Source organism: Enterococcus songbeiensis, from assembly GCF_005405265.1.
GTDB lineage: Bacteria > Bacillota > Bacilli > Lactobacillales > Enterococcaceae > Enterococcus_C > Enterococcus_C songbeiensis.
The window spans coordinates 24,681-50,377 of record NZ_BJDS01000018.1 but is presented as its reverse complement, the minus strand read 5'-3'; the positions used below and the strand labels follow the sequence as shown (position 1 = coordinate 50,377).

Genomic DNA, 25,697 nt, shown 5'->3' with positions numbered 1-25,697 from the left:
TTTCTTATTGTCCTTCATACTATTTTATAAAATTTTTCTAATTCAACCTTTAGACGGATGTTCTTCCTCTGGTTTTTCGTTACAGTAGGACAAAAGCACATGAGGTGAAAAAAATGGCGAAAAAAAACCGTCGCAAGCAGCGGCATCCTCTTCTTCTATTTATTGGACTCTTGCTGGTTCTCAGCGGTGTCTATTTTGTTTCTCGAACGGAACCCACTTTTTCCTCCCAACCTTCTCAAGAAAAATTCAGCAAAAATGCCAATCAGCAATTAACCGCTGAGTCACTGGGCACACCTTTACTTTTGCAGACGGATGAACGTTGGGCACAGCGAATCTATGGTACCGGAGAGAACAATGATATTGCCAATAACGGTTGTGCCTTGCTTTCTTTAAGCATGGTTTTGTCTCATTGGCGAGAAACAACCGTCGATCCTAATGAAGTCTTTGACTGGGCACAGAATACTTATTTCGTGGCGGATGCCGGCACTGCTTGGAGTATTTTTCCAGATTTTGCTCAGCATTATCAATTGAACTTTCATGATCTGGGCAACGACTTTACACAGGCAGAAGCCTATTTACAGCAAAATATTCCGGTTATTATTTCAATCACTGCCGGTGATTTTACTGATGGCGGACATATTCTCGTATTAGCTGGCACCAATGACGACCAATCCGTTCGGGTTTTAGATCCCAATGATGATTCGCAAAAATTACATTATCAACGCAATTTCAAGGCAGATGAAATTAAAAGTCAAACGATCCACTACTGGACCTTTACGGCTTGATAAAAAACGTTTTTTCAAAAGAAACCAACTACTGGTCCTTTTGAAGTAGACGTTTTTTATTTTCGGAGAAAATTATCCCTTTCTTCTTTTCTTCGGTATAATAAAAGAAAAGCTTATTGGAGTGAAGAAAATGAAGATTGGTATCCCTAAAGAACGTAAAAACAATGAAAATCGAGTGGCGTTACCCCCAACAGGAGTAGATGAATTGATTCGTGAAGGGCATCAGGTCTTCGTAGAATACGGAGCAGGTTTGGGTTCAGGCATTCCAGATGAGGGGTATCAGGCAGTCGGTGGTGTGCTTGCGGACCAGCAAACAGTTTGGCAGGCGGATTTGATTCTCAAAGTAAAAGAACCGCTGCCGGAAGAATATTCTTTCTTTCGTTCTGGACAACTACTCTTCACTTATTTACATTTGGCTGCCAATAAAGAGTTGGCACAAGTTCTCATGGAAAAAAATGTCTCTGCACTTGCCTATGAGAATGTTCAATTGGCGGATGGCAGTTTGCCCCTTTTAGCACCAATGAGTGAAATTGCCGGACGGATGGCGGCACAAATTGGCGGACAATTTTTGGAACGTCCGAATGGTGGCAAAGGGATTTTATTAGGCAGTGTGCCGGGTGTTAAACAAGGAAATGTCGTTATTATCGGCGGCGGTGTTGCCGGAACGAATGCCGCAACGATTGCACTAGGACTGGGAGCACGTGTCACAATTCTAGACATTGACCTTGCCCGCTTAAAAAAATTAGATGCCCAATTTCAAGGGCAAGTTCAAACGCTTTTTTCAAACACAATGAATCTGGAAGAAGTTTTAAAAACAGCTGATTTAGTGATTGGTGCGGTTTTACTGCCCGGCCACAAAGCACCTACTTTGGTTACAAAGGAAATGGTCAAAAGCATGCCGAAAGATTCAGTGATCGTAGATATTGCCATTGATCAAGGCGGGATTTTTGAAACCGAGGATCGTGTAACGACCCATGATAATCCTACGTATCGAAAAGAAGAAGTAATCCACTACGCTGTCGCAAATATGCCCGGTGCCGTACCGCAAACCGCCACTTACGCACTGAGTAACGCAACGATCAGCTATATCCGATTATTGGCAAATCACCCATTCTCCGAGATAATCAAAACCAACTCGGTGCTTGCTAACGCAGTCAACACCCATCAAGGAAAATTGACGCTACAAGCAGTTGCCGAAGATCTCAGCCTACCTTTTACTCCACTATCCTCTGGTAAATAAAAAATTGGCGAATCATCCCCTATTGATGACTCGCCAATTTTTTGGTTCTACACTATCCGTTAACGCTGCTGTTTACTTCGGCAACAAATACGTATCGATTTTTAACAGTGCAATGATTTTTTGCAAATCTTTTACTTGAACAACCATCGTTTGATCTGGACGACCAGGAGCGAAAACCCATTTTTCAGATGAAAGCAGTTCTTCGTCAATAATGACCGGCACCGGTTCTTCATACCCAAAAGGGGCAACAGCGCCCGGTTTTTGTCCTGTTTGTGTTTCCATTGCTTCTGGTGAAACCACCGAAAGACGTTTGCCCACAAGTTTGCTCAAGGCTTTAAAATCACTTCGTTTGGTGGTGAAGGTCAAAAAAATATAATTAATTCCTTTTTTATCCTTTAGATACAGGCTTTTGGTCTCCGTTCCGCTAAAGCCCTGCTCCTTTTTGATGACTAACGCATCCTCGTTGGTATAAATCGCCCGATGATGGTACAGTTCAAAAGGAATTCCAGCGCCAGAAAATAGTTTGTCTAATTGAATCACAAGCAGCCCTCTTTTCAAAATTAGTAACGATTCATAATCGGTTCTACCTTTTATCTTAGCAGTTGACTATCGGAAAACCAATCCTATTTTTTACTTTGAAAAAAAACCTTTTAACGATGCGTCTTGGCATCATTAAAGGGTTTTTTCGCTTATTGAACGCGCATTGATATAAAATTGGTCTTATTTTTCAAATAAAAAGGATAGAACTAATCTACCATTATTTCCGATACATCTTCCATTCCAAGAAAATATCATTGTAGTACTCCAAATAATCTGATCCTAGATTTTCATATACTTCCAGATGGGACAATAATTCGTCGGAAGGATAGAATTGCGGATCTTCGCTGATTTCTTTTGGCAATAACGCCTTCGCTTCTTTATTCGGGGTAGAATAACCGATGTATTCCGCATTCTGTGCTGCATTTTCAGGAACTAACATGAAATTGATAAAATCGTATGCTCCTTGAACATTTTGAGCTGTTTTAGGAATAACGATATTATCAAACCAAAGATTCGATCCTTCTGACGGAATCACGTAATGAAGATGTTCATTTTCCCACATCATATCCGCCGCTTCTCCAGAAAAGGTCACAGCAACTGCACTTTCTTCATTTGCCATATACATTTTAATTTCATCCGCCACGATTGCTTTGATATTTGGTGTCATTTTTTTTAATTTTTCAAAAGCTTCCTGCAATTCATCGTCTTTCTTGCTGTTCAATGAATAACCCAACGAATTCAGACCCAAACCGATAACTTCCCGAGCGCCATCAATGACCATCAACTTATCCTTTAATTCAGGACGCCATAAATCATCCCAAGAAGTGATTTGATCGGCGTTGACGAACTTGTCGTTATAAACAATCCCCAAAGTACCCCAGAAATACGGAATTGAATACTGATTGCCGGGATCAAAACTCAAATCTAAGAAGCGGGGATCGATTGCAGATAGACCGGTTATTTTTTGATGATCGATTGGAAGCAGCAATTTTTCTACCATCATTTTTTCAATCATGTATTCACTGGGTACTGCAATATCGTAAGCCGTCCCACCCTGTTGGATTTTTGTGAACATAGCCTCATTGGAATCGAAGGTGTCATAATTGACCTTGTAGCCGGATTCTTTTTCAAATTTTTTAATCAAAGCGGGATCAATATAATCCCCCCAGTTGTAAATGTTCAGCACTTTTGCGCCGGCCATTCCTGTCGATTTTTCTAATTGATGAACAGAAAAAAGCAACACTAGAATAATCGCAAGAATACCGATAATTAGTGATTGAAGTTTTTTCATCGAATATCCGGCACCTCCAACTTGCGGTTTCTCCGCCCTTTTCGTGGTTGGTTTTCTTTACTGATAAAATAATAACCTACAACTAAAATCAGAGAGAAAAGAAAAACCAACGTACTTAATGCATTGATTTCTAAACTGATGCCTTGTCTTGCACGAGAATAAATTTCTACGGATAAGGTACTAAAGCCATTACCGGTCACGAAAAAGGTCACTGCAAAATCGTCCAGTGAATAGGTAAACGCCATGAAATACCCGGCGATGATTCCTGGAGAAAGAAAAGGCAGAATAATGCTTTTGATAACTTGCAGATTATTGGCACCCAAATCTCGTGCCGCATCAATGGTAGAATCATTCATTTCCTGCAACTTAGGCAAAACCATTAGTACAACAATAGGAATACTAAAGGCGATATGACTCAATAAAACACTGCCAAATCCTAAATTAATGCCTCTAAAAACATTGCCAATCATAGTAAAGAAAATCAGAAAACTCGCACCGATAATAACATCTGGCGAAACCAATAAAATATTATTCGCACTTAACAACGCTGTTCGCAAATAGCGTTTTTTTGTGTAATAAATTCCCATCGCACCAAACGTTCCGATGAGTGTGGCGAACAAAGCCGATAAAAATGCCAGCATAAAAGTATTCAAAACAATGATGATCAAACGAGTGTCTTCAAAAACCGCCTGATAATGTTCCCAAGTAAAACCGGTGAAGGCATTCATCGTTCCGCCCTTATTGAAGGAATAGGCAATTAGATAAAAAATGGGAATGTACAAAAGCAAAAATACAACCGCTAAATAAAGGTGGGACCATTTAAATTTTTTCATTTTTTATGTCCTCCTTTACCTTTACGTTTTTCACCCGTTAAAATCATAACTAAGAACATCGCCAAAATCAGGACCACACCAATCGTTGAACCCATTCCCCAGTTTTGTGTCACTAAGAAATGCTGTTCAATCGCCGTTCCTAAGGTAATCACCCGATTGCCCCCGATTAATCGAGTCAACATGAACAATGAAAGAGAGGGAATAAATACTGCTTGCACACCACTTTTGACCCCATTCAAGGACAAAGGAAAAATCACCCGCCGAAAAGTTTCAAAACTATTTGCTCCCAGATCCCGACTAGCGCTGATTAAGGAAGGATTCAATTCTTCCAATGCATTGAAAATCGGCATAATCATAAAGGGCAGTTCAATATACATAGCAACAATCAAAAAACTGACATCTGTAAATAAAATCTGATGGGGTGCCAGACCGAACAATCCGATAAACTGATTGATACCGCCATGAATCCCAAAGATTCCGATAAAAGCATAGGCTTTTAGCAATAAATTGACCCACGTGGGCAAAATAATCAACAGCAACCAAAGATCTTTATGCTTTAATTTTGTTAAAAAATACGCTGTTGGATAACTGATCAACAGTGTCAATGCTGTAATCAAAAAAGCATACCAAATTGAATTCAAGGTCATGGTCAGATACTTTCCTGAACCAAGATAATTTTGATAATTTGCCAGCGTAAAGGCACCACTAGTATCAAAAAAGGATTGATACACGATCAGCAAGACCGGTGCAATCACAAACAACAACAACCAGATAAAATAAGGGATTGAATAAAAGCGTCGCATTTTTGTCATTTTCGCTTCCCCCTATTCTTCGTAGCTTTCCAGCCGCGCATCAAAATCTTCTTCTGATTCATTGAAACGCATGACGTGGATATCTTCCGGTTCGAATGCCAAACCGATTTGACTGCCCTCCACTGCTTTACGAGTCGAATGGACCATCCATTCGTTTCCCTGTTCATCGTAACAAATGATTTCATAATGCACGCCCCGAAACAGTTGCGTGTCTACTCGCACGACCAGTTTTCCTTTTTCAGCAGTGGTCAAAGACAAATCTTCCGGACGCAAGACGACTTCCACGGGTTCATTGGGTCGCATCCCCCCATCCACACACTCAAAGCGTTTACCGACAAATTCCACCAAATTATCTTCGATCATCGTACCGTTGACGATGTTGCTTTCTCCCACAAAATCGGCAACAAAATGATTGATTGGCTCATCGTAAATATCAACCGGCGTCCCACTTTGAATGATTTTTCCTTTATTCATGACAAAAATCTCATCACTCATCGCCAAGGCTTCCTCTTGGTCATGGGTCACAAAAATAAACGTAATTCCTAAACGCTGCTGCAATTCCCGTAACTCATATTGCATATCTGTGCGCAATTTCAAATCCAACGCAGACAAAGGTTCGTCCAACAGTAAAACTTTTGGTTCATTGACGATTGCTCGAGCAATCGCTACCCGTTGTCGTTGCCCGCCTGACATTTCACTGATTTCCCGTTTTTCATAGCCTTTTAATTGCACCATTCGCAAAGCTTGTAGCACTTTTTCTTCAATTTGTTTTTTCGGCATTTTTTTAATTCGTAAACCAAACGCTACATTTTCAAACACATTCATATGCGGAAACAGTGCGTAATCTTGAAAAACTGTATTTACTTGACGCTTGTTTGCCGGAACATCATTGATCCGTTCCCCATCAAAAAAAACATCCCCGTCTGTCGCTTCGGTGAAGCCGGCAATAATTCTTAAAATTGTCGTTTTGCCGCAGCCGGAAGGACCTAACAATGTATAAAACTTTCCTTCTTCGATCTCGAAACTGACTTTTTTCAAAACAGTATCTTCATCGTACTGTTTCACAACTTCATTAAATGAAATGATTGGTTTCACTTTTCACACTCCTAAACTATAAATACGAATCCGTCGCAATAATCAGCAGGCGACTTTTTCCGTTGGCTTGATTTTTTAATTGGTGGGGTTCAGTGGCTTGGTAATAAATCGACTGCCCTTTTTTGGCGGGATACATCGTTTCTCCCAAGGTCAACGTGACCCGTCCCTCCAGCACATAAATAAACGTTTCTGACAGAGAAGGCTCGAAGGTTTTGTACTCACCGGCCTTATCAAAGGTCAACAGCACCGGTTCCATTTCTTTTTCATTAGAACCAGGAATCAGCCATTTCAACTCATAACCGTTTTCCTCATCATAATAAATCGTGCTGTCTTCCTTGGTGTACACGATTTGTTGATCCACAAGGTCCTGACGGAAAAATTCTTCCGGCGTAACCCCCAATGCTTCTAAAATCGAAAAAAAGGTTTCCATTGACGGTGAACTTAAGTCTCGTTCCAATTGTGAAAGATACCCTTTTGATAAATCTGTTCGTTCCCCTAATTCTTCCTGCGTCAAATTTTTCTGTACCCGCAAATTGCGCAGTTTCTCGCCGATTTCCACAGCGTCACCTCCGATAAGCTCCAAAAGTTTGCTAATAGTAAACTCGATGTTTACTATTACCCTTTTCAAGTATACGAACTTTGGCAAAAAAGACAAGTATTTTTTGAAAACTTTTTTCTTCAAAAGAAATATTCTTTGCATTTTATGATTGATAAAACCAAAGCTCTTCTTCAAAAAACAGGCGGATAAAAAAGTAAGAATCTCCCAAGAAATCACGGAGTTGTGGTATGATTAAAGAAAATTTTGAAAGGAGTTTTTACTCTTGAAAAAATATACGGCACTGGTCGTTACTGATCAGCCAAACTTTCAAACTAGTATCCAGTCTCAGACTTTTTCTGAGCTTTTAGAAAATCAGGTTTTAGTCAAGATTGCCTATTCTGATATCAATTTTAAAGATGCATTGGCGACCCAACAAAAAGGCGGTGTGATTCGAAGCTATCCTATGATTCCCGGTATCGATCTTGCTGGCGAAGTCGTTGAAAGCAAACACCAAAATTTTGCTTCCGGAGATAAAGTCGTCGTGACCGGTTATGGTCTAGGAGTATCTCATCCCGGCGGTTTTAGCGACTATCAACAAGTTCCTGGGGATTGGCTCGTTTCTTTACCTAAAGAACTTTCCGAAAAACAGGCGATGCAATTTGGCACGGCCGGTTTTACAGCTGGCTTGGCAGTAGCCGCGCTTGAAGCAGGCGGTGTCAAAAAAGAAGAACCGATTTTTGTGACGGGAGCAAGTGGTGGCGTTGGTAGTTGTGCCATTGCTATGTTAAAAAAATTAGGTTACCAGCAAATCATTGCCGTTTCCCGCAAAGAAGAAGCTCAAGACTGGTTAAAAGAACTTGGAGCTTCTGACATTGTTCCACCAGAATCTTTGATACCAGAAAAAATCCGTCCCTTAGCCAAACAGCAATTAAGCGGGCTGATTGATACGGTCGGTGGCGAATTATTAACGGCACTTTTGCCTCAGCTGAGTTATGGTGGCACGGCAGCATTATGCGGAAATGCTGCCGGCATCGGCTTAGAAACCACCGTCCTACCCTTTATCTTACGAGGAATTCGCATCATCGGTATTGATTCCGTCAACGTTCCGATGCCTGCCAGAAAAAAACTTTGGCAGCGTTTAGCAACGGATTTAAACGTGGCGGATCAGATAAAAACCAATGAAATCACTTTGGTAGAAGCACCGGCAACCATTCAATCCTTACTTGCCGGAACCCACCAAGGACGAACAATAATTAAAATGTAGGTGAAAAAATGAGAATCTTACTTACGGCGGGCGGAACGTCTGAGCCGATTGATCAAGTGCGGGCCATTACAAATCATTCCAGCGGCCGCTTAGGCATTGGACTTGCTAAGCGGTTGCTTGCTGACGGTGCTATCGTTGATTATGTGACGACTGCAACCGCCTTGCAACCACTGGAAACAGATAATCTGACTCGACATATTATTTCTTCGACAAACGACTTATCCCAAACGCTTGGCAAGTTGCTGCAAAAGAATGTTTATGATGCTGTGATTCACAGCATGGCAGTCAGTGATTTCACTCCAGAACTTAGCCTTTCCCAAGAAGAATTTCTTGCAGCGATTAATGCGGAGGTTGCTAAAAATCCTCATCAACCACTGGACGAACAGCGGCTGCAAAAGCTGGTGGAGAAGTTGCAACAACCAACGGAGAAAAAAATCTCCTCCCAAACCAGTCATTTATTCTTAGTATTGAAACAAACGCCTAAAGTTATTCAACAAATCAAACAACTGCAACCAGACACTCTCCTTGTAGGCTTCAAACTACTCGTAGGTGTTTCCAAAGAAGAATTGATTCACGTGGCTCAAGAAAATCTGAAAAAAAATCAGGCGGATTTTATTTTGGCAAATGATTTGGAAAGCATTAGCGGGGAACAGCACCTGGGCTACCTAGTAGATTCAGCGGGCATTCTTGCCCAAGCACAGACCAAATCAGCTATTGCCGATATGATCGTCACGGCTTTGACAAAGCGATTGGAGGAGAAAAAATGAGACAAAAACATATTTTGCTTGGCATTTCCGGCAGTATATCTGCCTATAAAGCGGCGGATATTACGAATGAATTAACAAAACGCGGATATGCAGTGGATGTTTTGATGACCGAAAGCAGTACAAAATTTATTACCCCATTGACATTGCAATCGTTATCCAAACGGATGGTGCATACAGATGTCATGCAGGAACGAATTCCTGATTCCATCAATCATATCGATTTAGCCAAAGGTGCCGACCTCTTTTTAGTCGCTCCGGCAACAGCTAATATTATCGGTAAACTGGCAAATGGCATCGCCGATGATATGCTTTCTACAGTTGCCATGGCATTGAAACCAGAAGTACCGAAGTTGATTGCTCCAGCAATGAATACCAATATGTACCAACAACCGATTCTTCAACGCAATCTTGCCACGCTAAAAGAATTTGGCTACCAAGAAATCGAACCTCGGGAAGCTTTGTTGGCCTGCGGTGATTTTGGTCGCGGCGCACTCGCAACCTTAGATGAAATCATTAAACAGGCAGAAGCTGCATTGGCATCAAAGGAGTAAGCAAATGAAAAAGAAAACCAGTACCTTTGATTTAGTTCTTACTGCCATTTTTTTGGGGATTATGATCTTAATGGCATTAGTTCCTTTTTTGGGATTTATTCCCATTGGTCCAATCAAAGCAACCACCATGCATATTCCGGTAATCATTGCATCGATTCTTTTGGGACCTAGACTAGGTGGTTTTTTAGGAGGTTCCTTTGGGGTCATCAGCATCATTAACTCGACCTTCAATCCTACTCCGTTATCCTTTGTATTCTCCCCTTTTATTCCAATTATCGGAACGAATCAGGGGAGTTGGAAAGCCCTAATTGTAGCGTTGATTCCCCGCATCTTGATTGGTGTGGTGCCTTACTTTGTTTTTAAAGGATTCCAAAAATTAACCAGAAATAAAACACCGATTTCGTTATTTATCGCCGGTGTCGCCGGTTCGTTAACAAATACGATTTTAGTCATGAATCTGATTTATTTCTTATTTCAATCAGATTATGCACAAGTTATCAAACAAGCTGGTTCTGCTATCTACGGGGCAATTTTAGGTGTGATTTTTACCAGTGGCATTCCTGAAGCAATTGTTGCCGGAATTGCAACTGCGGCAGTTTCTGCCGTATTACTTCGCTTAATGAAAAAAAATCGAATCGACAGCTATTAAAAAAACTTCTTCTATGTAAAGAGAAACTGCAAAAAGCAGGTCTCTTACACAGAAGAAGTTTTTTAATTACACTTCCTCACCAATAATCCGGACTTCCGTTTCTAGGGTGACATTAAATTTTTCTTTGATTACTTGTTGGATATGGGCAATCAATTCTAAATAATCCGTAGCAGTGGCGTGATCGATATTCACGATAAAGCCTGCATGCTTTTCAGAGATTTGCGCACCGCCCCATTTCAAGCCTTGCAAACCGGCTTCTTGAATCAATTGACCCGTGAAATGACCCTCAGGACGTTTGAAGACACTGCCGCAAGAAGGATATTCCAACGGTTGTTTTGATTGGCGCATTTCCGTTAATTCAGCCATTCGCTCGCTGATTTTTTTCGGGTCGCCCACTGCTAATCGAAAACGAGCCCGCAAGATAATAGCATGTAATTCCTGTACTTGGCTGTGACGATAAGAAAAATCCATTTCTTCGTTGGTAAAGGTTTTGACTTGACCATCCTCCAGTAACACATCACAGGATTCAAAAACATCTTTGATTTCTCCCCCGTATGCTCCGGCATTCATGAAAACTGCACCGCCCACACTCCCAGGAATACCACAGGCAAATTCAAAGCCTGTTAATGATTCCTGCAAAGCGGCATAAGTGGTATCAATCAGTTTTGCGCCGGCTTCCACTTCCACCAAGGCTTCTTTCACGGTAATTTTGTTCATTCCTGACAGCATGATTACTAGTCCGCGAATGCCACCATCACGCACGATCAAATTGCTGGCATTTCCCAAAACCATCCAAGGGATTGCTTCTTCCCGACAATAATTGACCAACTGCTCTACTTCTTCCGCAGATTCAGGAAAAGCCAAAATATCTGCCGGTCCACCGGTTTTAGTAAACGTATAATTCATCAATGGTTCATCAATTAAAAGTGTGCTTTCTGGAAACACACGAACGATTTTTTCTTTCACTAAAATTTTCCCTTCTTTACAGATATCTCACTCATTTTAGCATGAGAAGGAAAAACTGACCACCCCTACAGCAGATGGCGCTCATGCTCCTGCAGCATTTGTTGACACAATTCATGACTGAGAAAAACATTTTCTTGTCGCATGATTGCAAAATTAGTGGTTTTTATTCCTTCGATAAAGCTTTCCACTAATTGTTCAAAGCCTCGCTTATACAGCGTCGTCTCCCAATCGCCAAAAGTTGTGAGGGTTTGTTGGGTGCTAAATGTTTGCAGATTAGTCAGATCCGTCAATAGATGGGTGGCTTGTGGACTGGTCACTTGATACAATTCTGTATTGGCGCCGCTTCGTAAATCCATTGTCAACAAAGCCGTCGAATCTGCCGTTTCCAGTTGCAGCGTTGCTGTTTCTAAAAAACCATCCGTTTCCCGAATGCGGCTGCTTACTTGATGGATAGGACCATCCAACAAATACACCGCAGTATCGATGACGTGTAGGAATAAATCATAAATAACAAAAGCAGTTGATTCCTTTGCTGAAACCCGATTTTTCTGTAATAAAATCAAGCGCTTATCAGGAATTTCTTTTAATTTTTGAACCATCGGCGCAAATCGCCGATTAAAACCAATCATCAAGAAACACTTTTTATCTGCTGCGATTTGTTGCAATTCAGCGACCTCGGTTACCCGTTCACTAGCAGGTTTATCCATAAAAACATGGATGCCTTGTTCCAAACATTTTTTTGCAATAGCATAATGGCTGCTTGTGGCAGTGTGAATAAAAATCGCTTCGATTCCGACTGCCAACAGCTCTTCCAATGTTCCTACCATATTTGCTAAATGATATTTTTCTTTGATTTCCTTTTGTACCTGAGGGTTACGGGTAGCAAAATAAAACTCCCCTTGATTTTGTACTTTAACATAGGTGGGCAAATAGGCTTTCTGTGCAATATTCCCTAGCCCAATGACACCAATTTTCATAAAACTCACTTCCTTCGATTCTGATACTTTCATCTTACCCCATTTTTGGTTAAAATAGGGGACAGAATGACTGGAGGGTTTATGGTGAAATTTATTTCTTGGAACGTCAATGGTTTACGAGCAATCGTCAAAAAGAATTTTATGGAGGCATTTGACGAGTTAGAGGCGGATTTTTTTTGCCTGCAGGAAACGAAATTACAAGCAGGACAAATTGAGTTGGATTTACCCGGTTATCATCAATATTGGAATTACGCCGAGAAAAAAGGTTATTCCGGCACTGCAATTTTTGCAAAGGAGCCTGCCTTGAGCGCAACTTACGGCATTGGAATTCCTGAGCATGATACAGAAGGTCGGGTCATTACCTTGGAGTATCCTGAATTTTATTTAGTCACCTGCTACACGCCAAATTCTCAAAATGAATTGCGGCGCTTGCCTTATCGCATGACTTGGGAAGATGCATTTCGCGACTATTTGAACCAGCTAAAAGAAAAAAAATCAGTGATTCTCTGCGGTGATTTGAATGTTGCCCACGAACCAATCGACTTGAAAAATTGGAAGACCAATCAAAAAAATGCTGGGTTTACACCAGAAGAACGAGAAAAATTCTCTACTTTACTGGACAACGGCTATATTGACAGCTTTCGTTATTTTTATCCAGAATTGGAAGGCGTCTATTCTTGGTGGAGCTACCGTTTCAACGCTCGCAAAAACAATGCCGGATGGCGAATTGATTATTTTGTTACCTCTGCTGACCTAAAAGAAAAGCTGACCGACGCAAAAATCCACACAGAGATCTTTGGCAGTGATCATTGTCCAGTGGAGTTGGATGTTCGCTTTCAATAATTCCTTAAGTTTTATAAAAAAATCTTTTGCCGACAAGGAAATTGTGCTAGATTACAGTCGGAGGTGACCGTGATGAATTTTATCGCAATGGACTTTGAGACAGCCAATCATCAGCCTTACAGTGCCTGTTCGTTGGCGCTGGTCATGGTCCGCAACAGTCAAATCGTCGGAGAATACTATTCCCTGATCCAGCCGGAAACCCCTTTTTTCTGGCGCAATATTCAAATTCATGGGATTCATCCCGAAGACGTGGCGACTGCCCCAAAATTTCCAGAAGTTTGGCAGCAAATCCAACAATACTATAATTTAAACAGCTTAATCGTTGCCCATAACGCCGGGTTTGATACTGGTGTGTTGGCGGGCTGTCTTGATTATTATCATTTGGAACAACCGAGTTATCTTTCCTTATGCACTGTCCGGACAAGCCGAAAATTGTATCCGGAATTTCCAAATCACCGCTTGAATACAATGTGCCAACAATTACACATTCCATTGGAACATCATCATGATGCGTTGGAAGACAGCCGTGCGTGTGCAAAAATTCTTTTGCATCAGGAAGAACAATTTGGAACAGCTCCGCTAAAAAAATTGGTATTAGTAAAATAAGCCAAAAAGCACAAAAATTACCAAAATTGGTAACTTTTGTGCTTTTTTACTTTTCTGTTAGTCGATTAATCGACTCATTAAATAAACATCGAGGAATTCTCCCTCACGGCTGCGGGCACCTCTTGGCAGCGTGCCTTCAATAGTAAACTCAAACCGTTGATAAAGGCGCACTGCTCGCTGATTACGCACCTGCACGGTTAATTCCAGCCGACGAATAATCTGAGTCTCCTGTGCCCACGCCAAAAGTTCTTCCATCATGACACTTCCCAAACCCATTCCCCAGAATTCTTTTAAAATGGAGATTCCTAATTCACCGATATGTCCCACTCGCTCATTGCTTTCTGCAAGAACCGAAGCCAAGCCAACAATCTTTCCGTCCACCAAAGCAACCAGTGACACATTATTGGGACTTTCTTGAAAAGCGGTCAATTGCAGTGCCAGTTGTTCTGTCGTTAGCTGCATACCTGTTTCATCCATAATCAAAAAATCTGTTTCTCCACCGATGCGTCTAGTAACTGCTAATAATTCTGCCGCATCTTCCGGCTGGCTTTCGCGAATAACCACGTCAACTTCTTCACGCATCTTCTTTGGTCCATTCTGCTAAAATCCGAGTTTTAAAAGCTTCCGCCTGTGGGCCGAAAGTTTTTAACTGGAAGGTACGCTTTTCGAGATCCTGCTGATCCTTAAGTAAAATTAACTCCAGATAATCTTGCGGCAATGCCTCCTTCAGCATATTGCCCCATTCAATGACGGAAAGTCCATCTCCTTCAAAATATTCATCCAATCCTAAATCATCCGCGCCATATTCTACCCGATAAACATCCATATGGTACAGTGGCAGTCGCCCATCTGGATATTCTCTGATAATCGTATAGGTAGGACTTTTAATCATTTGGGTGATTCCAAGACCTTTGGCAATCCCTTTTGTCAGTGTCGTTTTTCCAGCGCCCAAATCACCAGTCAAAACCAAATTATCTCCGGCTTGAGCGACTCTACCGATTACTTCTGCCAATGTTTCCGTTTCTATCGGATTTTTTAATGTCATCATGAGCAAGATTCCTTTCTGCATTTCTGTTTTAGAGTATAGCTTGCTAGGAAAAAGAAAGCAAAAAAAACGCCAAAACCGCGACGAGCGATTCTGGCGCTTCAATGATTTGTTTTAGTTTTCCATCAAGGTTTGTGCAGCTGTAATGATCGAAAGTTTGTAAACATCTTCTTCATTGGCACCACGAGACAAGTCAGAAACAGGTTTGTTCAAGCCTTGTAAGATTGGTCCAATCGCTTCAAAATTACCGAAACGTTGAGCAATTTTATAGCCAATGTTTCCTGATTGCAATTCTGGGAAGACAAAGACTGTTGCTTCACCAGCAACTTCTGATTCAGGTGCTTTTAATTGTGCAACTGCCGAAATGTAAGCTGCATCAAATTGCAATTCGCCATCGATTTGATAATCAGGAGCTAATTTACGAGCGATCTGAGTCGCTTCAGCTACTTTATCCACTTCAGGTGCTTTGGCTGAACCTTTTGTTGAGAAACTTAATAAGGCAACTTTTGGTTCAATGCCGAATAATTCAGCTGTTTTTGCAGAGTCAACAGCGATTTCAGCTAATTCTTGTGCAGTTGGATTCACGTTGATCGCACAATCTGAGAAAAGATATTTTTCTTGGTCACGACCACGAACCATCAAGAAAGCGCCACTTGTACGACTTACGCCAGGTTTTGTTTTGATGATTTGCAATGCTGGGCGAACTGTGTCACCAGTTGAGTGAACGGCACCGGAAACCATACCATCTGTAATGCCCATATAAGTCAACATCGTACCGAAATAGTTTACGTCTTGCAGGATTTTTTCGGCTTGTTCTTTGGTTGCTTTGCCTTTACGACGTTCAACAAAAGATTCCACCATTTCATCCCAACGATCAAAGTTTGCTGGATCGATAATTTCAAAATTATCAGTAGTAATTCCACGAGCAGAAGCTGCTTTCGCAATTTCTTCTTTTGAACCGATCAATACTGGTTCCACAAGTTCTTCTGCTTTTAGACGTGCAGCTGCACCTAGGATACGGGGATCTGTTGCTTCTGGGAAAACGATTTTAATAGTACGACGAACGATCTTAAATTTTAAACTGTCAAATAATTCCACGAGTATATACCCTCCTGATTTTTTTTCTTCCAATCCATCATACACCATCTTGAAAAGAAAGGACAGTTATTTTAGCTGTACTACTAAAAAACCTTGAAATTCGTTACTTTTTTCACGTTCCGATGGTTTTATTATATAACAGAAAACGCTATCCTATTACACTGTATCAGGCAATTGCCAATCGATTGGTGTTTCGCCAAATTTTTTCAGTCCTTCATTGGTTTGAGAAAAAGGGCGGGAACCAAAGAAGCCGCGATGAGCAGATAACGGACTTGGATGTGGTGATTTAATGATCAAATGTTTTGATGTATCAATCATTTTTTCTTTTTCCTGTGCCGGTCTTCCCCACAAAATAAAAACGATGGGTTGTTCCCGCTCGTTTAGTTTTTGAATGATGGCATCTGTCAATCGTTCCCACCCCTGTCCACGATGAGAATAAGCTTGTCCCTCTCGAACCGTCAAAACAGTGTTCAACAATAAGACCCCTTGTTTCGCCCAACTGGTCAGGTAACCGTGATTAACAGGTTTAACACCGACATCCGTTTGCAATTCTTTGTAAATATTTTGTAACGAAGGAGGAACTTTGACCCCCGGCTGAACGGAAAAAGAAAGTCCGTGGGCTTGATTAACACCGTGATAAGGGTCCTGCCCTAAAATGACCACCTTCACTTTTTCATAGGGAGTCAATTCCAGTGCTTCAAAAATGTGAAACATATCTGGATGAATCTTTTGTGTTTGGTATTCCTGTTTTAAAAATTGATGCAGTGCCCGATAATAAGGCCGGTCAAATTCACTTTGTAAAATATCTTGCCAACTATTGTGAAGAATCGTTTTCATGGAGCGCTCCTCCTTATTTGTTTTCTTAACTCTAGCGCAACTTTTTTCGAGAAACAAGTCCTGATTCGCCACTCATTTTAAAATATTTTGTGGTAAACTAGAATTGACAACAAAAGAGGACGGTGCAACAAGAATGATCAAATTAATCGCTTCTGATATGGATGGCACATTATTGGATTCGCAAATGCAAATTTCAAAAGAAAATGCGGCGGCTATTCAATATGCCGCCTCAAAAGGAATTGAATTTATGGTAGCTACGGGACGAAACCGACCGGAGGCATTGCCTGCACTGGAAGCTGCCGGCATCAAGTGTGCCATGATCAATTTGAACGGCGCACAGGTTTTTGATAACGAAGGAACTTCCCTTTTCACAGTTCCGATTGCAAAAAATAAAGTCCAAACGATTTTGGAATTACTGAAGGAACACCATATTTACTTTGAAGTAGCCACAACTAAAGGCTTATTTTCGGAAAATCAGGCACAACGAATCGAAAATTTTGCTTCCCATATTGCAGAATTAATGCCTCATTTGACCCATAAAATGGCGATTGCCATGACTTCTGCCCGCTTGGAATTTTTACCAATCACTTACGTTGAAAGTATTACTTCCTTATTGGAGCAGGAAGATCTTGATGTACTGAAAATTATCTGCATCCATTCTGAAGGCCCCGCCGTGTTAGGTCCAGTGGCTGCTTTAATCGATGGCTTCGGTGAAGTGGTGGTCACTTCTTCCGGCCAAAATAATATTGAAATCAACCATCGGGATGCGCAAAAAGGAATCGCTGTTGCTCATGTCGCAAAAGAACGGGGCATTGATTTGTCAGAAGTTATGACTATTGGTGACAATTTAAACGATGTCAGCATGATTCAAATGGCTGGTGTCAGCTTTGCGATGGGAAATGCCGCTCTTGAATTGAAGGAATACGCCCGCTACCTGACGGACACAAATCTAGAATCTGGTGTCGGCAGCGCGATTCGCCGAGCGATTGATGAAAACCTGTAGACCCTTTTTGAAGGAGGAACAGCTATGTCTGAATTTTTTATTCAAGACAAACAACTAAGCCAAGTGACCCGAACGATCGTCAAGGACGAAAAAGGGAAATCTCTTTTCTTGATGGTCGGCCGCTGGGGAACAAAAGGCGATGCCTTGTCTTTGTATGCCATGAATGGAGAATTAGTTGCCAGCATCAAACAGATCAGCTTTACCTTTGGCACCCGCTTTGAATTGTATAGTGATTTTCAAAAAGTTGGGACGCTGCAAAAAATATTTAATTGGCCGGGAGATTTTTATTACATCCAACAGTTACATTGGACGGTCCAAGGAGATATTTACAATCATCAATATGCGATCCACCATTTTAATCATCAAATTATGACCATGGATAAAGCCAGCTTTCTAACGGGAGATTATTATGTCTTGAATGTCACAGAAGATGCCGATGCACCGGTTTGCATTTGTATCGCTGCGGTCATGGATTATTGGCTTTACAATCGTAAAAAAAACAAAAAGCGCTCTTCTTTTTTGAATTACTCACCAACCAATTAAAAAATGGCTGCTCCTCACGGGAAGCAAGCCATTTTTTTAGATTTCTGAAATTTTCTTTTGCATGTGATCGTATAGATGACCACTGATCATTTTTTGACCAACGACTTGGAATCCTTTACGTTCATATAAGCGTTTGGCATTTGGATTGCCGCGATCAACACTCAGCCCAATCGTTTTCTTCTGGTCGCGAAGTGCCAATTTGGGTAACGCATCGAGTAATTGTGAGCCGATCCCCTTGCCGCGAAATTCTTCTGCTACACTGATTGAATCCAAGTACCATTCATCAGGAAAGGTTTCCGGATCAACGAATAATTTTGTTTCTTCTTTGATGCCATACTTTTTCAATAATGGTCGCAAGGGTTCATCAATCAACGGCTCTTCCTTGTCGGGATAGCCGAACGCCACACCGGCAATTTTCCCATCAATTTCATTGACTAATCCATGGGTAAAACCGTAACGATAATCCGGCAACGTTACCGCCTCTGCCAATGCCTTTGTCGTCAGTTCTTCTCCGTATTCCTTCACAAAAGGCAATTCCATATCCTTTAAAATCACGAGAATCAGCGGTGCAATCGCTGCACCATCTTCTTTTCTAGCAAAACGAATCATAAATAACAAGCTCCTAACAAATTATTAGTTGTTTAATAATAAAATAGTAACATATTATAACGCTTTTTTCAAAGTACCCGAGGGCGTGGGTTTTTCATTTACCCGATTGCCAAGATCCCTGTCGCAAACAAGACGAAAGAAATAAACCCGATCGCAGAAACAAAAATGATCGCCAGATGCTCCAGCTTTTGTTCAGCTAACTTTAATTCTTGCTGCTTTCCAGCGTAGAGGAAAAATAAAACACCGGGAATATACAAAACAGAGACAATCAGCACTTCTTTGAATGCAACGAAAAAGATCGCCCACAGCAAGAAAAGGCTGACTGCTGCCCCAATCATGAATTGGCGTTTTTCTTTTCGCTGATAGGACAGTTTCATTTGATACAATCCAAGAAACAGCCAGGTGAAAAATATGGACGCCGTACCGAGGGTATAAGCAAAATTATACGCTTCATCTGTCACTAAAAGAGATAAGAGAAACAGATTCGTGCAGATTGTCGTCACTACGATGGCAAATGTCGGCGCCCCTTTTTGATTGACCTTCTGCCAGCTTTTTGGCAACAATCCATCTCTTGACATGTTGCGCATTGTTTCCACCGGCAAAATCGTCCAAGAGAGCCAAACACCAATCAAAGAAACAATTAAGCCACCATTGATCAAAATCGCTCCCCATCTACCAACCATTAATTCAAATAAATACCCCATCGCTGGTTGGGTTTGAATCGACGCTAATTCTTCCGTAGTTAAAATTCCATAGGGCAAAAGAGAAATCAGCATATAAACAACCAGTAAACCGATCAGACCTAAGACCGTCGCTTTTCCGACGTCTGTTTTTTTTCGTGCTCGTGAACCAACAGCCGATGCTCCTTCAATTCCAACAAAGACCCATAGCATCACCATCACACAGCCCATCACCTGATGCTCAAAAGGAAGCGATAATCCCGCAGGTCCAAGAATATTGCGGCTTGAAAAATTTTCCAAAAAAAGGGTGAGATCAAAACGAAATAGGGCAATAAAGGCAAAGATTGCTAAAGGAATCAACTTACATAGTGTTACGATGGCGTTGACGATACTGGCATTTTCCACACCACGATTGACCAACCACGCATACAGCCATAACAACACCGTACTTAAAATAACTGACGATTTGTTTTGTCCTCCTTGAAATATCGGAAAGAAATAACCTAACGCACTCATCAGCAATGTAGCAAACGCCACATTGCCCAGCCAACAGGTCAACCAATATCCCCAGCCACTGATCAAGCCGGCAAAACGACCGAAACCTGCTTCAGCATAACTGTAAATTCCGCCATTTAAATCCGGACGCTTTTTATTCAAATTATTAATAGCTAAGGAAAGCAATAACATCGACCCACCTACCAACAGCCAGCCCATCAGTGCCGGTCCACCAGCAGCCCCCGACAAATCAGTCATGATTCCAAAAATTCCACCGCCGATTGCTGAACCGATCACTAATCCGATTAAAGGAATCAAGCTGATTCCCGTCACTTTCTTGTTGCGTATTTCTTTCATATAAAAAACATCCTCTCGTCACTCTTTTTTTGCAACGCTTACATTTATTATAACAAACCCAGATTTTTTTGTGTTATAAAAATGAAATTAATTTAAAAAAATCCACGAAATAGTTTATCCAAAGTTTTTTTCGATTCCGACATGCTATAATGGCTCAGAGGGAGGATGTTTTTATGACACTTACGATTTTATATATCTCTATTTCAGGAAATACCCGTTCATTTGCACAACGATTGCAAAAATATGCCCAAGAACACACAGCAGACGAAGCGCCTGTAATCCAATTAAAAGAAATTCACGAAAATTCTGTTTTGGCCGCTGAAACGGCTCCTTTTTTTGTTTTCGTTCCTACTTATTTAGAAGGTGGCAATGGCGTAGACAACGGCGACCACGAAATTTTGACAGAAAGTATGCGGGACTACCTTGCATTTCAAGAAAATTACCGCTACTGTCTCGGCGTCGTCGGCAGCGGCAATAAAAATTTCAATCGACAATATTGTCTGACTGCTAAACAATATGCCCAGCAGTTTCAGATTCCTTTTTTAGCAGATTATGAACTTCGAGGAACAAACGAAGACCTTAAAACCATCTATAAGGTTTTGACAGAAGCTGCAGCAAACAAAAATACGCTAGAAAATTCTTAAATTTAATGGTATAAATACATATCGTTAACTGATTTGTAGGAGGTCGTTGGTATGTTTCAGCTATTGCAAACCTTTGTGTCTGTGTATGAAACAAAAAATTTTACTCAAAGTGCAGAACGTCTTTTTCTTTCACAGCCGACGGTTTCAGCACAGATAAAAAAATTGGAAGATCAACTTGGTGTGATCCTTTTTTTACGCAATGGCAAACAGGAAATTGTGCCGACAGTAGAAGCCGCCTTTTTGTATCCCCGCGTCTTACAGATTTTGGAAGAATGGCAGGATACGGAAAAACGTTTGATTGATCATGAAAATTTCCGTGAACGCTGTGTAATCGCCTGTTCTCATACCTGTGCCATCTATTTTCTGCCAAAATTTTTGCCGAAATTAGTCGAACGCTTTCCATTGATTGATTTTAGTCTGCTGATGATGAATTCAGATGATGTCGTCCATCAAATGGAACAGAATAAAGTAGATATTGGTTTTATTGAAAAAGCAGAACGCAGTGAGGTTTTAGTCCAAGCTCCGATTTATAAAGATGAATTGGTCTTGGCCGGTAAAGCCGACTCCAAGTATTGGCTGTTGCGAGAAAATGATTCTGCCCTGCGCTTTTACAATGAGGTCTATCTGAAACAGCACAATTTGACGCCAAACATGATCTATGTAAACAATTCCGAAGCCATCCTAGCTCTTTTACGGGAAGGAATCGGGAAAGCAATCATTTCAAAATTATCTGTTGATTCTGGGATTACTTGGGAGCCTTTGAAAGAAAACAATATACGTGATTTTTTCCTATTAACCCATAAAGTGATTTTCCGCAAAATACTGATTGAAGTTGCAGAAGCAATTGAAGAAATTGTTGCAAAAATGAATAAAGAAAGCTTGGAATGACATGTCACAACTAACTTTTATCCTTAGTGCTCTTTTACTGGTGATTGCAGTAATCATCGGACTAACCATTCACAACCGTTTGAAATTAAGACAGCAGGTACAACGAAATTGGGGCAAGCAGCCTCACCAGACCCGCTTAGATAAAGAAGAAAGTTTGAAAAAAGCCTGGCAGATTGAAAAAAATTTCCATCAATGGGAAAGTGAAATCGATGATATTACTTGGTATGATCTTGATTTATACATGATTTTTGATTTAATCAATGCCACTTATTCCAGTGTTGGCTCCGAGGCCCTTTATCAACGCCTGCGAAATTTTGATTTTCAACAGGACGATTTGGAGAGTATCATTACTTTTTACAAAGAACAGCCAAAAGTCAGAGAAGAAATCCAATATCTGTTTGCCCAATTGGGAAAGCAGGACAATAATTTTACCAAACAGTATTTAGCAGATGGCAATCACAAAAAAATGGGGCAGCCTTGGCTTTATTTGTCGCTTGGATTCCTGCCTATCGCCAGCCTACTTCTTGCTCTTTTTCAGCCTTTTTTAGGCATTATGCTACTGATTGGTTCTGTACTTTTTAATACTTGTTTTTATTTGGTGAAAAAAAATCAATTGGATACCGAACTGAATAGTATGCGGTATCTGGTTCAAACAATTGCAACGGCTGAAAAACTCAGCAAGCTAAAAGGACCTTGGCAAAGCGAACTACAAACATTGGTGCGCCCCTTGAAAGCCATTGCTCATTGGGGATTTTCATTTCGTTCAAAAGAAGCCAGCGAAGCCGATTTATTGTTTGATTATCTTAATATGATATTTATGATTCCGTTCATTGCTTACAATGTGGTAATCAGCCGCATCAGCAGTCATTCCGATAAAGCAATCAAGCTATGGAATCTCCTTGGAAAATTAGAAGTTGCCGCTGCAATTTTAAATTTCCGAACCTTTATGCCATTAACCTGTCAACCTCAGTTTAAAGAAGGCGGCGTGTCAGCCGAGAATAGTTACCATCCGTTAATCAATGGTGCGGTCGCTAATCCTGTCAATTGGCAAAAAAATACGCTGGTCACCGGTTCCAACGCTTCTGGAAAATCTACCTACGTGAAAAGTATCGCCCTTAACTGTATTCTTGCACAAACCATCAATACAGCGATTGCCGAGAGCTTTACGTTGCAACGGGGACATGTTTTGACCTCAATGGCAGTGGAAGACGATTTATTCGAAGGTGACAGCTATTTTGTGGCGGAAATCAAATCTATCAAGCGCCTCTTGTCTCAGGTCGAAAAAGGCACCCGTTGCTACTGCTTCGTAGACGAAATTCTAAAAGGAACCAACACTGTTGAACGAATCGCCGCCTCTTCTAGCGTTGTCAGTTGGCTGGATAAATACCCAAGTCTTGCATTTGTGGCCACACACGATATCGAATTAACGGAAATTTTGAAAAACAAATGTGAAAATCTACATTTTGAAGAACAGGTTACAGAAGAAAGTGGCATCGCTTTTGATTATCTTCTCAAATATGGTCCAGCCACCAGCCGCAATGCCATCAATTTATTGAAAGTTCTCCATTATCCAACATCTCTTGTCAGCCAAGCTATGGAGGAAGCCCATTATTTTGATGACCATCGAACATGGCAGATTATCGAATAAAAAGCACCAGACCAACGATCCATTTATGATCGAGGTCTGGTGCCTTTTTCTATTCAAAAAATGTTTGCTGCAGGCTGTATTGTTTTCCTGCTAAAATATCGTATTGAATCATTTGATAAGCCTGATAAATTTCTTCCTGCTGCTTGTTTAGCTGCATTTCTTTTTTCCACGTACCTTTTTGCTGATACATTCCCTTTTCAAAAGCGGGCAATTCTTTTTCCAATGCTAACAGCAATTCATAAAAACCAGTTGTTGGCTGTTGGGTCTGTTCCATCAATGTAGGAGCAAAATAAAAAGGACTGGTGATACTATCTTGGTCTTTTGTTAATTCATCTTTTGAATCATACATCAAAAATTGGGTTTCATGAAGGGTTGCACCAGCATTTTTCTCTTGAATCGCCTCCGAGTAGATGCCCGGCAGATGATCTCCCCAAAAAACTACCACCGTTCGTCGAGAAAGACTATCCAATTGTTGCAAGAATTCCTTTAATGCCTCACTACTGTAAGCAACATCTTGCAAATAGTTTTCCAATGATGCCGTGTTGTCATTGCCGGTTGCAGTGTATGGGATATTCTCATATTTGCCGTTATAAGGCATATGGGTTTGCATCGTGACTAAATGGACAAACTGCGGATCATCACTGTCTAATAGCGAAAGCACTTCTTTATAGGCGGATTCATCCGAAATGTAAGGATTTTTTTGAATTTTATCTGTATAAGTCATCGTGTCTTGATCCAAGAAAGAATCAAATCCTAATACATTGTACACATCTTTTCGTTTATACATTGAGGTATCGTAGGGATGGATCGCCGTTGCCTGATAATCCTTTTGTTTTAAAAAGGAAACCAGTGAAGGCAATTTTTCCAGCTTGGGAACCAATAATGTATAGGGCGTCGTCATTTGCGGATTGAACAATTCCATCGAAAAACTGGTCAATGCTTCAAATTCAATGTTAGCTGTTCCCCCACCATAATTTTGGGACAACATTTTTCCACTATAGGTTTTGTCAGCAACTTCGTAATAATCCTTCAACGGATCACCGGTAATCGTTAATCCCTTTAAATGACTAGGATCAGAAAAACTTTCACTCATCACGTAAACGATATTCGGCTTTTCCTCTGTACGATTTGCATTTTTGGTTTCTGCTTGTGCTTGGTACGTCTTCGTGATTTCTTTAATCGTTGCTTTTGAATAATTTTCCGGCTGATCCATAGGTACCACCCGCAAATTATAAAGAAAGCCACCAATAAAACCAGTATTGTAATAATTCATTTTCTGTGAATAGGGAATCCATAGTGCGGTTCGATTGTATGCCTTACGCAGTAGATTACTGGAACTGTTGAAATGACTGATATAAAACAAAGACAGCACTGACACTAACAGCACTGATCCTCGCCAAAACTGTGCTTTTTTTGACAAATGTCGGCTGCGGTAAATGCTCCAAATCAACGCGGCAATCGCCAAGGCTGCTAGAAGCAACACAAATACAAAAGCGCCAGTTCCGACCATTTCTCGTAATAAGCCCAATTGAGTCACCATTTTTAAATCATCGGGATAAATCGGTTCTTGGCGATAAATCATTTTTAAATGATCCGCATAGCCCAGCACACCAATCAATACCGTATAAAATAAAGCTGCAAAGCCTAACGACCCCGCCACACTTGCCAAAAAGCCATAAAAAATCAGCAACACCAAACTGCCTAAGAAAAATTTTTCTGTATGCCAAGAAAAAGCAAATTTCAGCGCCAGCGTAAGAGAATGATTGTTTTGACTCCATTGCAAATAAAGATTGCTGAGGATTACCAATGCCAGAATTGCTACTGCCAGTAGAATTTTTTTTGTTAAATGATATTTTTTCATGCCTCAAGTCCTAACTTTTTTTTCATTACTTTATGTATTTTAGTCGTTCCTATTTTGAAAGTAAAGGCAGAGAGCTGAACCCCCAATAAATTTTAAAAAAGGACGAGATAAAATCCACCGATTTTATCTCGTCCTTTTGTCGCTGTTGACGGAGTCTTCCCCAAAACTCCTATCTTTATTATAAAATAGGAGTTGTTATTAAGCAAAGTTTTTACTCAGAGACCTTATTTCC

At 40.8% G+C, this 25,697-nt stretch carries 28 protein-coding genes; 13 read left to right on the top strand and 15 right to left on the bottom strand.

Going from position 1 to position 25,697, the window contains the following annotated elements; all coding sequences use genetic code 11:
• Positions 1-113 precede the first annotated feature (113 nt).
• Positions 114-785 (top strand): C39 family peptidase, encoded by a 672-nt coding sequence (locus FFM66_RS08950; protein ID WP_137605682.1) that lies wholly within the window; start codon positions 114-116, stop codon positions 783-785.
• A 130-nt stretch (positions 786-915) separates the two neighbouring features.
• Complete coding sequence (ald, locus tag FFM66_RS08945; protein ID WP_137605681.1) at positions 916-2,025, top strand: alanine dehydrogenase; 1,110 nt, start codon at positions 916-918, stop codon at positions 2,023-2,025.
• Between the two features lie 72 nt (positions 2,026-2,097).
• Here ald and FFM66_RS08940 read toward each other — a convergent pair whose 3' ends face one another.
• The 6 genes from FFM66_RS08940 to FFM66_RS08915 all read right to left on the bottom strand — a co-directional run bounded on the left by FFM66_RS08940 (position 2,098) and on the right by FFM66_RS08915 (position 7,155).
• Complete coding sequence (locus FFM66_RS08940) at positions 2,098-2,565, bottom strand: YbaK/EbsC family protein (protein WP_137605680.1); 468 nt, start codon at positions 2,563-2,565, stop codon at positions 2,098-2,100.
• A 217-nt stretch (positions 2,566-2,782) separates the two neighbouring features.
• The gene (locus FFM66_RS08935; RefSeq protein ID WP_048604043.1) at positions 2,783-3,856 is read right to left on the bottom strand and encodes an ABC transporter substrate-binding protein; all 1,074 of its coding nucleotides are present in this window, start codon (positions 3,854-3,856) and stop codon (positions 2,783-2,785) included.
• Positions 3,853-4,689: an ABC transporter permease gene (locus FFM66_RS08930; protein WP_048604042.1), complete on the bottom strand. Its 837-nt coding sequence runs from the start codon at positions 4,687-4,689 to the stop codon at positions 3,853-3,855. The genes FFM66_RS08935 and FFM66_RS08930 overlap by 4 nt, the downstream gene beginning before the upstream one ends.
• Positions 4,686-5,501: an ABC transporter permease gene (locus tag FFM66_RS08925; RefSeq protein ID WP_137605679.1), complete on the bottom strand. Its 816-nt coding sequence runs from the start codon at positions 5,499-5,501 to the stop codon at positions 4,686-4,688. Before FFM66_RS08925 ends, FFM66_RS08930 begins: the two co-directional genes overlap by 4 nt.
• A gap of 12 nt (positions 5,502-5,513) precedes the next feature.
• A complete protein-coding gene (locus FFM66_RS08920; protein WP_137605678.1) occupies positions 5,514-6,596 on the bottom strand; it encodes an ABC transporter ATP-binding protein in 1,083 nt (360 codons plus the stop codon).
• Between the two features lie 16 nt (positions 6,597-6,612).
• The gene (locus tag FFM66_RS08915; protein ID WP_048604039.1) at positions 6,613-7,155 is read right to left on the bottom strand and encodes a helix-turn-helix domain-containing protein; all 543 of its coding nucleotides are present in this window, start codon (positions 7,153-7,155) and stop codon (positions 6,613-6,615) included.
• A gap of 262 nt (positions 7,156-7,417) precedes the next feature.
• Between FFM66_RS08915 and FFM66_RS08910 the strand changes: the two genes are divergently transcribed.
• Genes FFM66_RS08910 through FFM66_RS08895 form a run of 4 tightly spaced genes read left to right on the top strand, consistent with a single transcriptional unit; the run spans position 7,418 to position 10,365 of the window.
• A complete protein-coding gene (locus FFM66_RS08910) occupies positions 7,418-8,398 on the top strand; it encodes an acrylyl-CoA reductase family protein (RefSeq protein ID WP_137605677.1) in 981 nt (326 codons plus the stop codon).
• An 8-nt stretch (positions 8,399-8,406) separates the two neighbouring features.
• Positions 8,407-9,165, top strand: coding sequence for a phosphopantothenate--cysteine ligase (gene coaB, locus FFM66_RS08905; protein ID WP_137605676.1), 759 nt, complete (start codon positions 8,407-8,409; stop codon positions 9,163-9,165).
• On the top strand, positions 9,162-9,716 hold the full coding sequence (gene coaC / locus FFM66_RS08900; protein WP_137605675.1) for a phosphopantothenoylcysteine decarboxylase: 555 nt from the start codon (positions 9,162-9,164) through the stop codon (positions 9,714-9,716). The genes coaB and coaC overlap by 4 nt, the downstream gene beginning before the upstream one ends.
• 4 nt (positions 9,717-9,720) lie before the next feature.
• Positions 9,721-10,365, top strand: a complete 645-nt coding sequence (locus FFM66_RS08895) for an ECF transporter S component (protein WP_137605674.1) — start codon at positions 9,721-9,723, stop codon at positions 10,363-10,365.
• A 66-nt stretch (positions 10,366-10,431) separates the two neighbouring features.
• Here FFM66_RS08895 and murB read toward each other — a convergent pair whose 3' ends face one another.
• Together murB and FFM66_RS08885 are read right to left on the bottom strand one after the other, a co-directional pair.
• The gene (murB, locus tag FFM66_RS08890; protein WP_272927847.1) at positions 10,432-11,331 is read right to left on the bottom strand and encodes a UDP-N-acetylmuramate dehydrogenase; all 900 of its coding nucleotides are present in this window, start codon (positions 11,329-11,331) and stop codon (positions 10,432-10,434) included.
• A 65-nt stretch (positions 11,332-11,396) separates the two neighbouring features.
• Positions 11,397-12,308, bottom strand: a complete 912-nt coding sequence (locus FFM66_RS08885) for a Gfo/Idh/MocA family protein (RefSeq protein WP_137605673.1) — start codon at positions 12,306-12,308, stop codon at positions 11,397-11,399.
• A gap of 84 nt (positions 12,309-12,392) precedes the next feature.
• Here FFM66_RS08885 and FFM66_RS08880 point away from each other — a divergent pair, with 84 nt between their 5' ends.
• The gene (locus FFM66_RS08880; protein ID WP_137605694.1) at positions 12,393-13,151 is read left to right on the top strand and encodes an exodeoxyribonuclease III; all 759 of its coding nucleotides are present in this window, start codon (positions 12,393-12,395) and stop codon (positions 13,149-13,151) included.
• Positions 13,152-13,223: 72 nt separating this feature from the next.
• Positions 13,224-13,757, top strand: a complete 534-nt coding sequence (locus tag FFM66_RS08875) for a 3'-5' exonuclease (RefSeq protein ID WP_048604032.1) — start codon at positions 13,224-13,226, stop codon at positions 13,755-13,757.
• 57 nt (positions 13,758-13,814) lie between these two features.
• On the opposite strand, the gene FFM66_RS08870 is transcribed toward FFM66_RS08875, so the two are convergent.
• The 4 genes from FFM66_RS08870 to FFM66_RS08855 form a co-directional block, all read right to left on the bottom strand.
• Complete coding sequence (locus FFM66_RS08870) at positions 13,815-14,339, bottom strand: GNAT family N-acetyltransferase (protein WP_137605672.1); 525 nt, start codon at positions 14,337-14,339, stop codon at positions 13,815-13,817.
• Positions 14,332-14,805 (bottom strand): tRNA (adenosine(37)-N6)-threonylcarbamoyltransferase complex ATPase subunit type 1 TsaE, encoded by a 474-nt coding sequence (gene tsaE / locus FFM66_RS08865; RefSeq protein ID WP_137605693.1) that lies wholly within the window; start codon positions 14,803-14,805, stop codon positions 14,332-14,334. The genes FFM66_RS08870 and tsaE overlap by 8 nt, the downstream gene beginning before the upstream one ends.
• 111 nt (positions 14,806-14,916) lie before the next feature.
• Positions 14,917-15,900 (bottom strand): phosphate acetyltransferase, encoded by a 984-nt coding sequence (gene pta, locus FFM66_RS08860; RefSeq protein ID WP_048604029.1) that lies wholly within the window; start codon positions 15,898-15,900, stop codon positions 14,917-14,919.
• 156 nt (positions 15,901-16,056) lie between these two features.
• Positions 16,057-16,737: a uracil-DNA glycosylase gene (locus FFM66_RS08855; protein WP_137605671.1), complete on the bottom strand. Its 681-nt coding sequence runs from the start codon at positions 16,735-16,737 to the stop codon at positions 16,057-16,059.
• 133 nt (positions 16,738-16,870) lie between these two features.
• Here FFM66_RS08855 and FFM66_RS08850 point away from each other — a divergent pair, with 133 nt between their 5' ends.
• Together FFM66_RS08850 and FFM66_RS08845 are read left to right on the top strand one after the other, a co-directional pair.
• Positions 16,871-17,740, top strand: a complete 870-nt coding sequence (locus FFM66_RS08850) for a Cof-type HAD-IIB family hydrolase (protein WP_137605670.1) — start codon at positions 16,871-16,873, stop codon at positions 17,738-17,740.
• A 24-nt stretch (positions 17,741-17,764) separates the two neighbouring features.
• Positions 17,765-18,283, top strand: coding sequence for an LURP-one-related/scramblase family protein (locus FFM66_RS08845; protein ID WP_048604026.1), 519 nt, complete (start codon positions 17,765-17,767; stop codon positions 18,281-18,283).
• Positions 18,284-18,319: 36 nt separating this feature from the next.
• On the opposite strand, the gene FFM66_RS08840 is transcribed toward FFM66_RS08845, so the two are convergent.
• Both FFM66_RS08840 and FFM66_RS08835 read right to left on the bottom strand, forming a co-directional pair.
• Positions 18,320-18,892, bottom strand: a complete 573-nt coding sequence (locus FFM66_RS08840; RefSeq protein WP_137605669.1) for a GNAT family N-acetyltransferase — start codon at positions 18,890-18,892, stop codon at positions 18,320-18,322.
• Positions 18,893-18,990: 98 nt separating this feature from the next.
• Positions 18,991-20,424 carry a basic amino acid/polyamine antiporter gene (locus tag FFM66_RS08835; protein WP_137605668.1) on the bottom strand — a complete coding sequence of 478 codons (1,434 nt, stop codon included), beginning with the start codon at positions 20,422-20,424 and terminating at the stop codon, positions 18,991-18,993.
• Positions 20,425-20,597: 173 nt separating this feature from the next.
• On the opposite strand from FFM66_RS08835, the gene nrdI reads away from it, so the two are divergent.
• The 3 genes from nrdI to FFM66_RS08820 are packed head-to-tail and all read left to right on the top strand — an operon-like array spanning position 20,598 to position 23,604.
• Entirely contained in the window at positions 20,598-21,068 is a 471-nt protein-coding gene (gene nrdI, locus FFM66_RS08830; RefSeq protein ID WP_048604023.1) for a class Ib ribonucleoside-diphosphate reductase assembly flavoprotein NrdI, read from the top strand.
• A 51-nt stretch (positions 21,069-21,119) separates the two neighbouring features.
• Positions 21,120-21,956 (top strand): LysR substrate-binding domain-containing protein, encoded by an 837-nt coding sequence (locus tag FFM66_RS08825; protein ID WP_137605667.1) that lies wholly within the window; start codon positions 21,120-21,122, stop codon positions 21,954-21,956.
• Between the two features lies 1 nt (position 21,957).
• Positions 21,958-23,604 carry a MutS-related protein gene (locus FFM66_RS08820; RefSeq protein WP_137605666.1) on the top strand — a complete coding sequence of 549 codons (1,647 nt, stop codon included), beginning with the start codon at positions 21,958-21,960 and terminating at the stop codon, positions 23,602-23,604.
• A gap of 49 nt (positions 23,605-23,653) precedes the next feature.
• Here the strand turns inward: FFM66_RS08820 and FFM66_RS08815 are convergent, their stop codons facing one another.
• Entirely contained in the window at positions 23,654-25,465 is a 1,812-nt protein-coding gene (locus tag FFM66_RS08815; protein WP_137605665.1) for an LTA synthase family protein, read from the bottom strand.
• Between the last annotated feature and the right edge of the window lie 232 nt (positions 25,466-25,697).

What these genes read in the sequence shown, in the direction of transcription:
- FFM66_RS08895 (WP_137605674.1), top strand. Translation starts at nt 9,721, where the DNA reads ATGAAAAAGAAAACCAGTACCTTTGATTTAGTTCTTACTGCCATTTTT.
- FFM66_RS08930 (WP_048604042.1), bottom strand. Translation starts at nt 4,689, where the DNA reads ATGAAAAAATTTAAATGGTCCCACCTTTATTTAGCGGTTGTATTTTTG.
- FFM66_RS08950 (WP_137605682.1), top strand. Translation starts at nt 114, where the DNA reads ATGGCGAAAAAAAACCGTCGCAAGCAGCGGCATCCTCTTCTTCTATTT.
- FFM66_RS08875 (WP_048604032.1), top strand. Translation starts at nt 13,224, where the DNA reads ATGAATTTTATCGCAATGGACTTTGAGACAGCCAATCATCAGCCTTAC.
- FFM66_RS08820 (WP_137605666.1), top strand. Translation starts at nt 21,958, where the DNA reads ATGTCACAACTAACTTTTATCCTTAGTGCTCTTTTACTGGTGATTGCA.
- FFM66_RS08840 (WP_137605669.1), bottom strand. Translation starts at nt 18,892, where the DNA reads ATGATTCGTTTTGCTAGAAAAGAAGATGGTGCAGCGATTGCACCGCTG.
- FFM66_RS08855 (WP_137605671.1), bottom strand. Translation starts at nt 16,737, where the DNA reads ATGAAAACGATTCTTCACAATAGTTGGCAAGATATTTTACAAAGTGAA.
- tsaE (WP_137605693.1), bottom strand. Translation starts at nt 14,805, where the DNA reads ATGATGACATTAAAAAATCCGATAGAAACGGAAACATTGGCAGAAGTA.
- FFM66_RS08845 (WP_048604026.1), top strand. Translation starts at nt 17,765, where the DNA reads ATGTCTGAATTTTTTATTCAAGACAAACAACTAAGCCAAGTGACCCGA.
- FFM66_RS08935 (WP_048604043.1), bottom strand. Translation starts at nt 3,856, where the DNA reads ATGAAAAAACTTCAATCACTAATTATCGGTATTCTTGCGATTATTCTA.
- FFM66_RS08815 (WP_137605665.1), bottom strand. Translation starts at nt 25,465, where the DNA reads ATGAAAAAATATCATTTAACAAAAAAAATTCTACTGGCAGTAGCAATT.
- FFM66_RS08925 (WP_137605679.1), bottom strand. Translation starts at nt 5,501, where the DNA reads ATGACAAAAATGCGACGCTTTTATTCAATCCCTTATTTTATCTGGTTG.
- coaC (WP_137605675.1), top strand. Translation starts at nt 9,162, where the DNA reads ATGAGACAAAAACATATTTTGCTTGGCATTTCCGGCAGTATATCTGCC.
- FFM66_RS08835 (WP_137605668.1), bottom strand. Translation starts at nt 20,424, where the DNA reads ATGAAAGAAATACGCAACAAGAAAGTGACGGGAATCAGCTTGATTCCT.
- nrdI (WP_048604023.1), top strand. Translation starts at nt 20,598, where the DNA reads ATGACACTTACGATTTTATATATCTCTATTTCAGGAAATACCCGTTCA.
- FFM66_RS08825 (WP_137605667.1), top strand. Translation starts at nt 21,120, where the DNA reads ATGTTTCAGCTATTGCAAACCTTTGTGTCTGTGTATGAAACAAAAAAT.
- ald (WP_137605681.1), top strand. Translation starts at nt 916, where the DNA reads ATGAAGATTGGTATCCCTAAAGAACGTAAAAACAATGAAAATCGAGTG.
- FFM66_RS08885 (WP_137605673.1), bottom strand. Translation starts at nt 12,308, where the DNA reads ATGAAAATTGGTGTCATTGGGCTAGGGAATATTGCACAGAAAGCCTAT.
- FFM66_RS08850 (WP_137605670.1), top strand. Translation starts at nt 16,871, where the DNA reads ATGATCAAATTAATCGCTTCTGATATGGATGGCACATTATTGGATTCG.
- coaB (WP_137605676.1), top strand. Translation starts at nt 8,407, where the DNA reads ATGAGAATCTTACTTACGGCGGGCGGAACGTCTGAGCCGATTGATCAA.
- FFM66_RS08870 (WP_137605672.1), bottom strand. Translation starts at nt 14,339, where the DNA reads ATGCGTGAAGAAGTTGACGTGGTTATTCGCGAAAGCCAGCCGGAAGAT.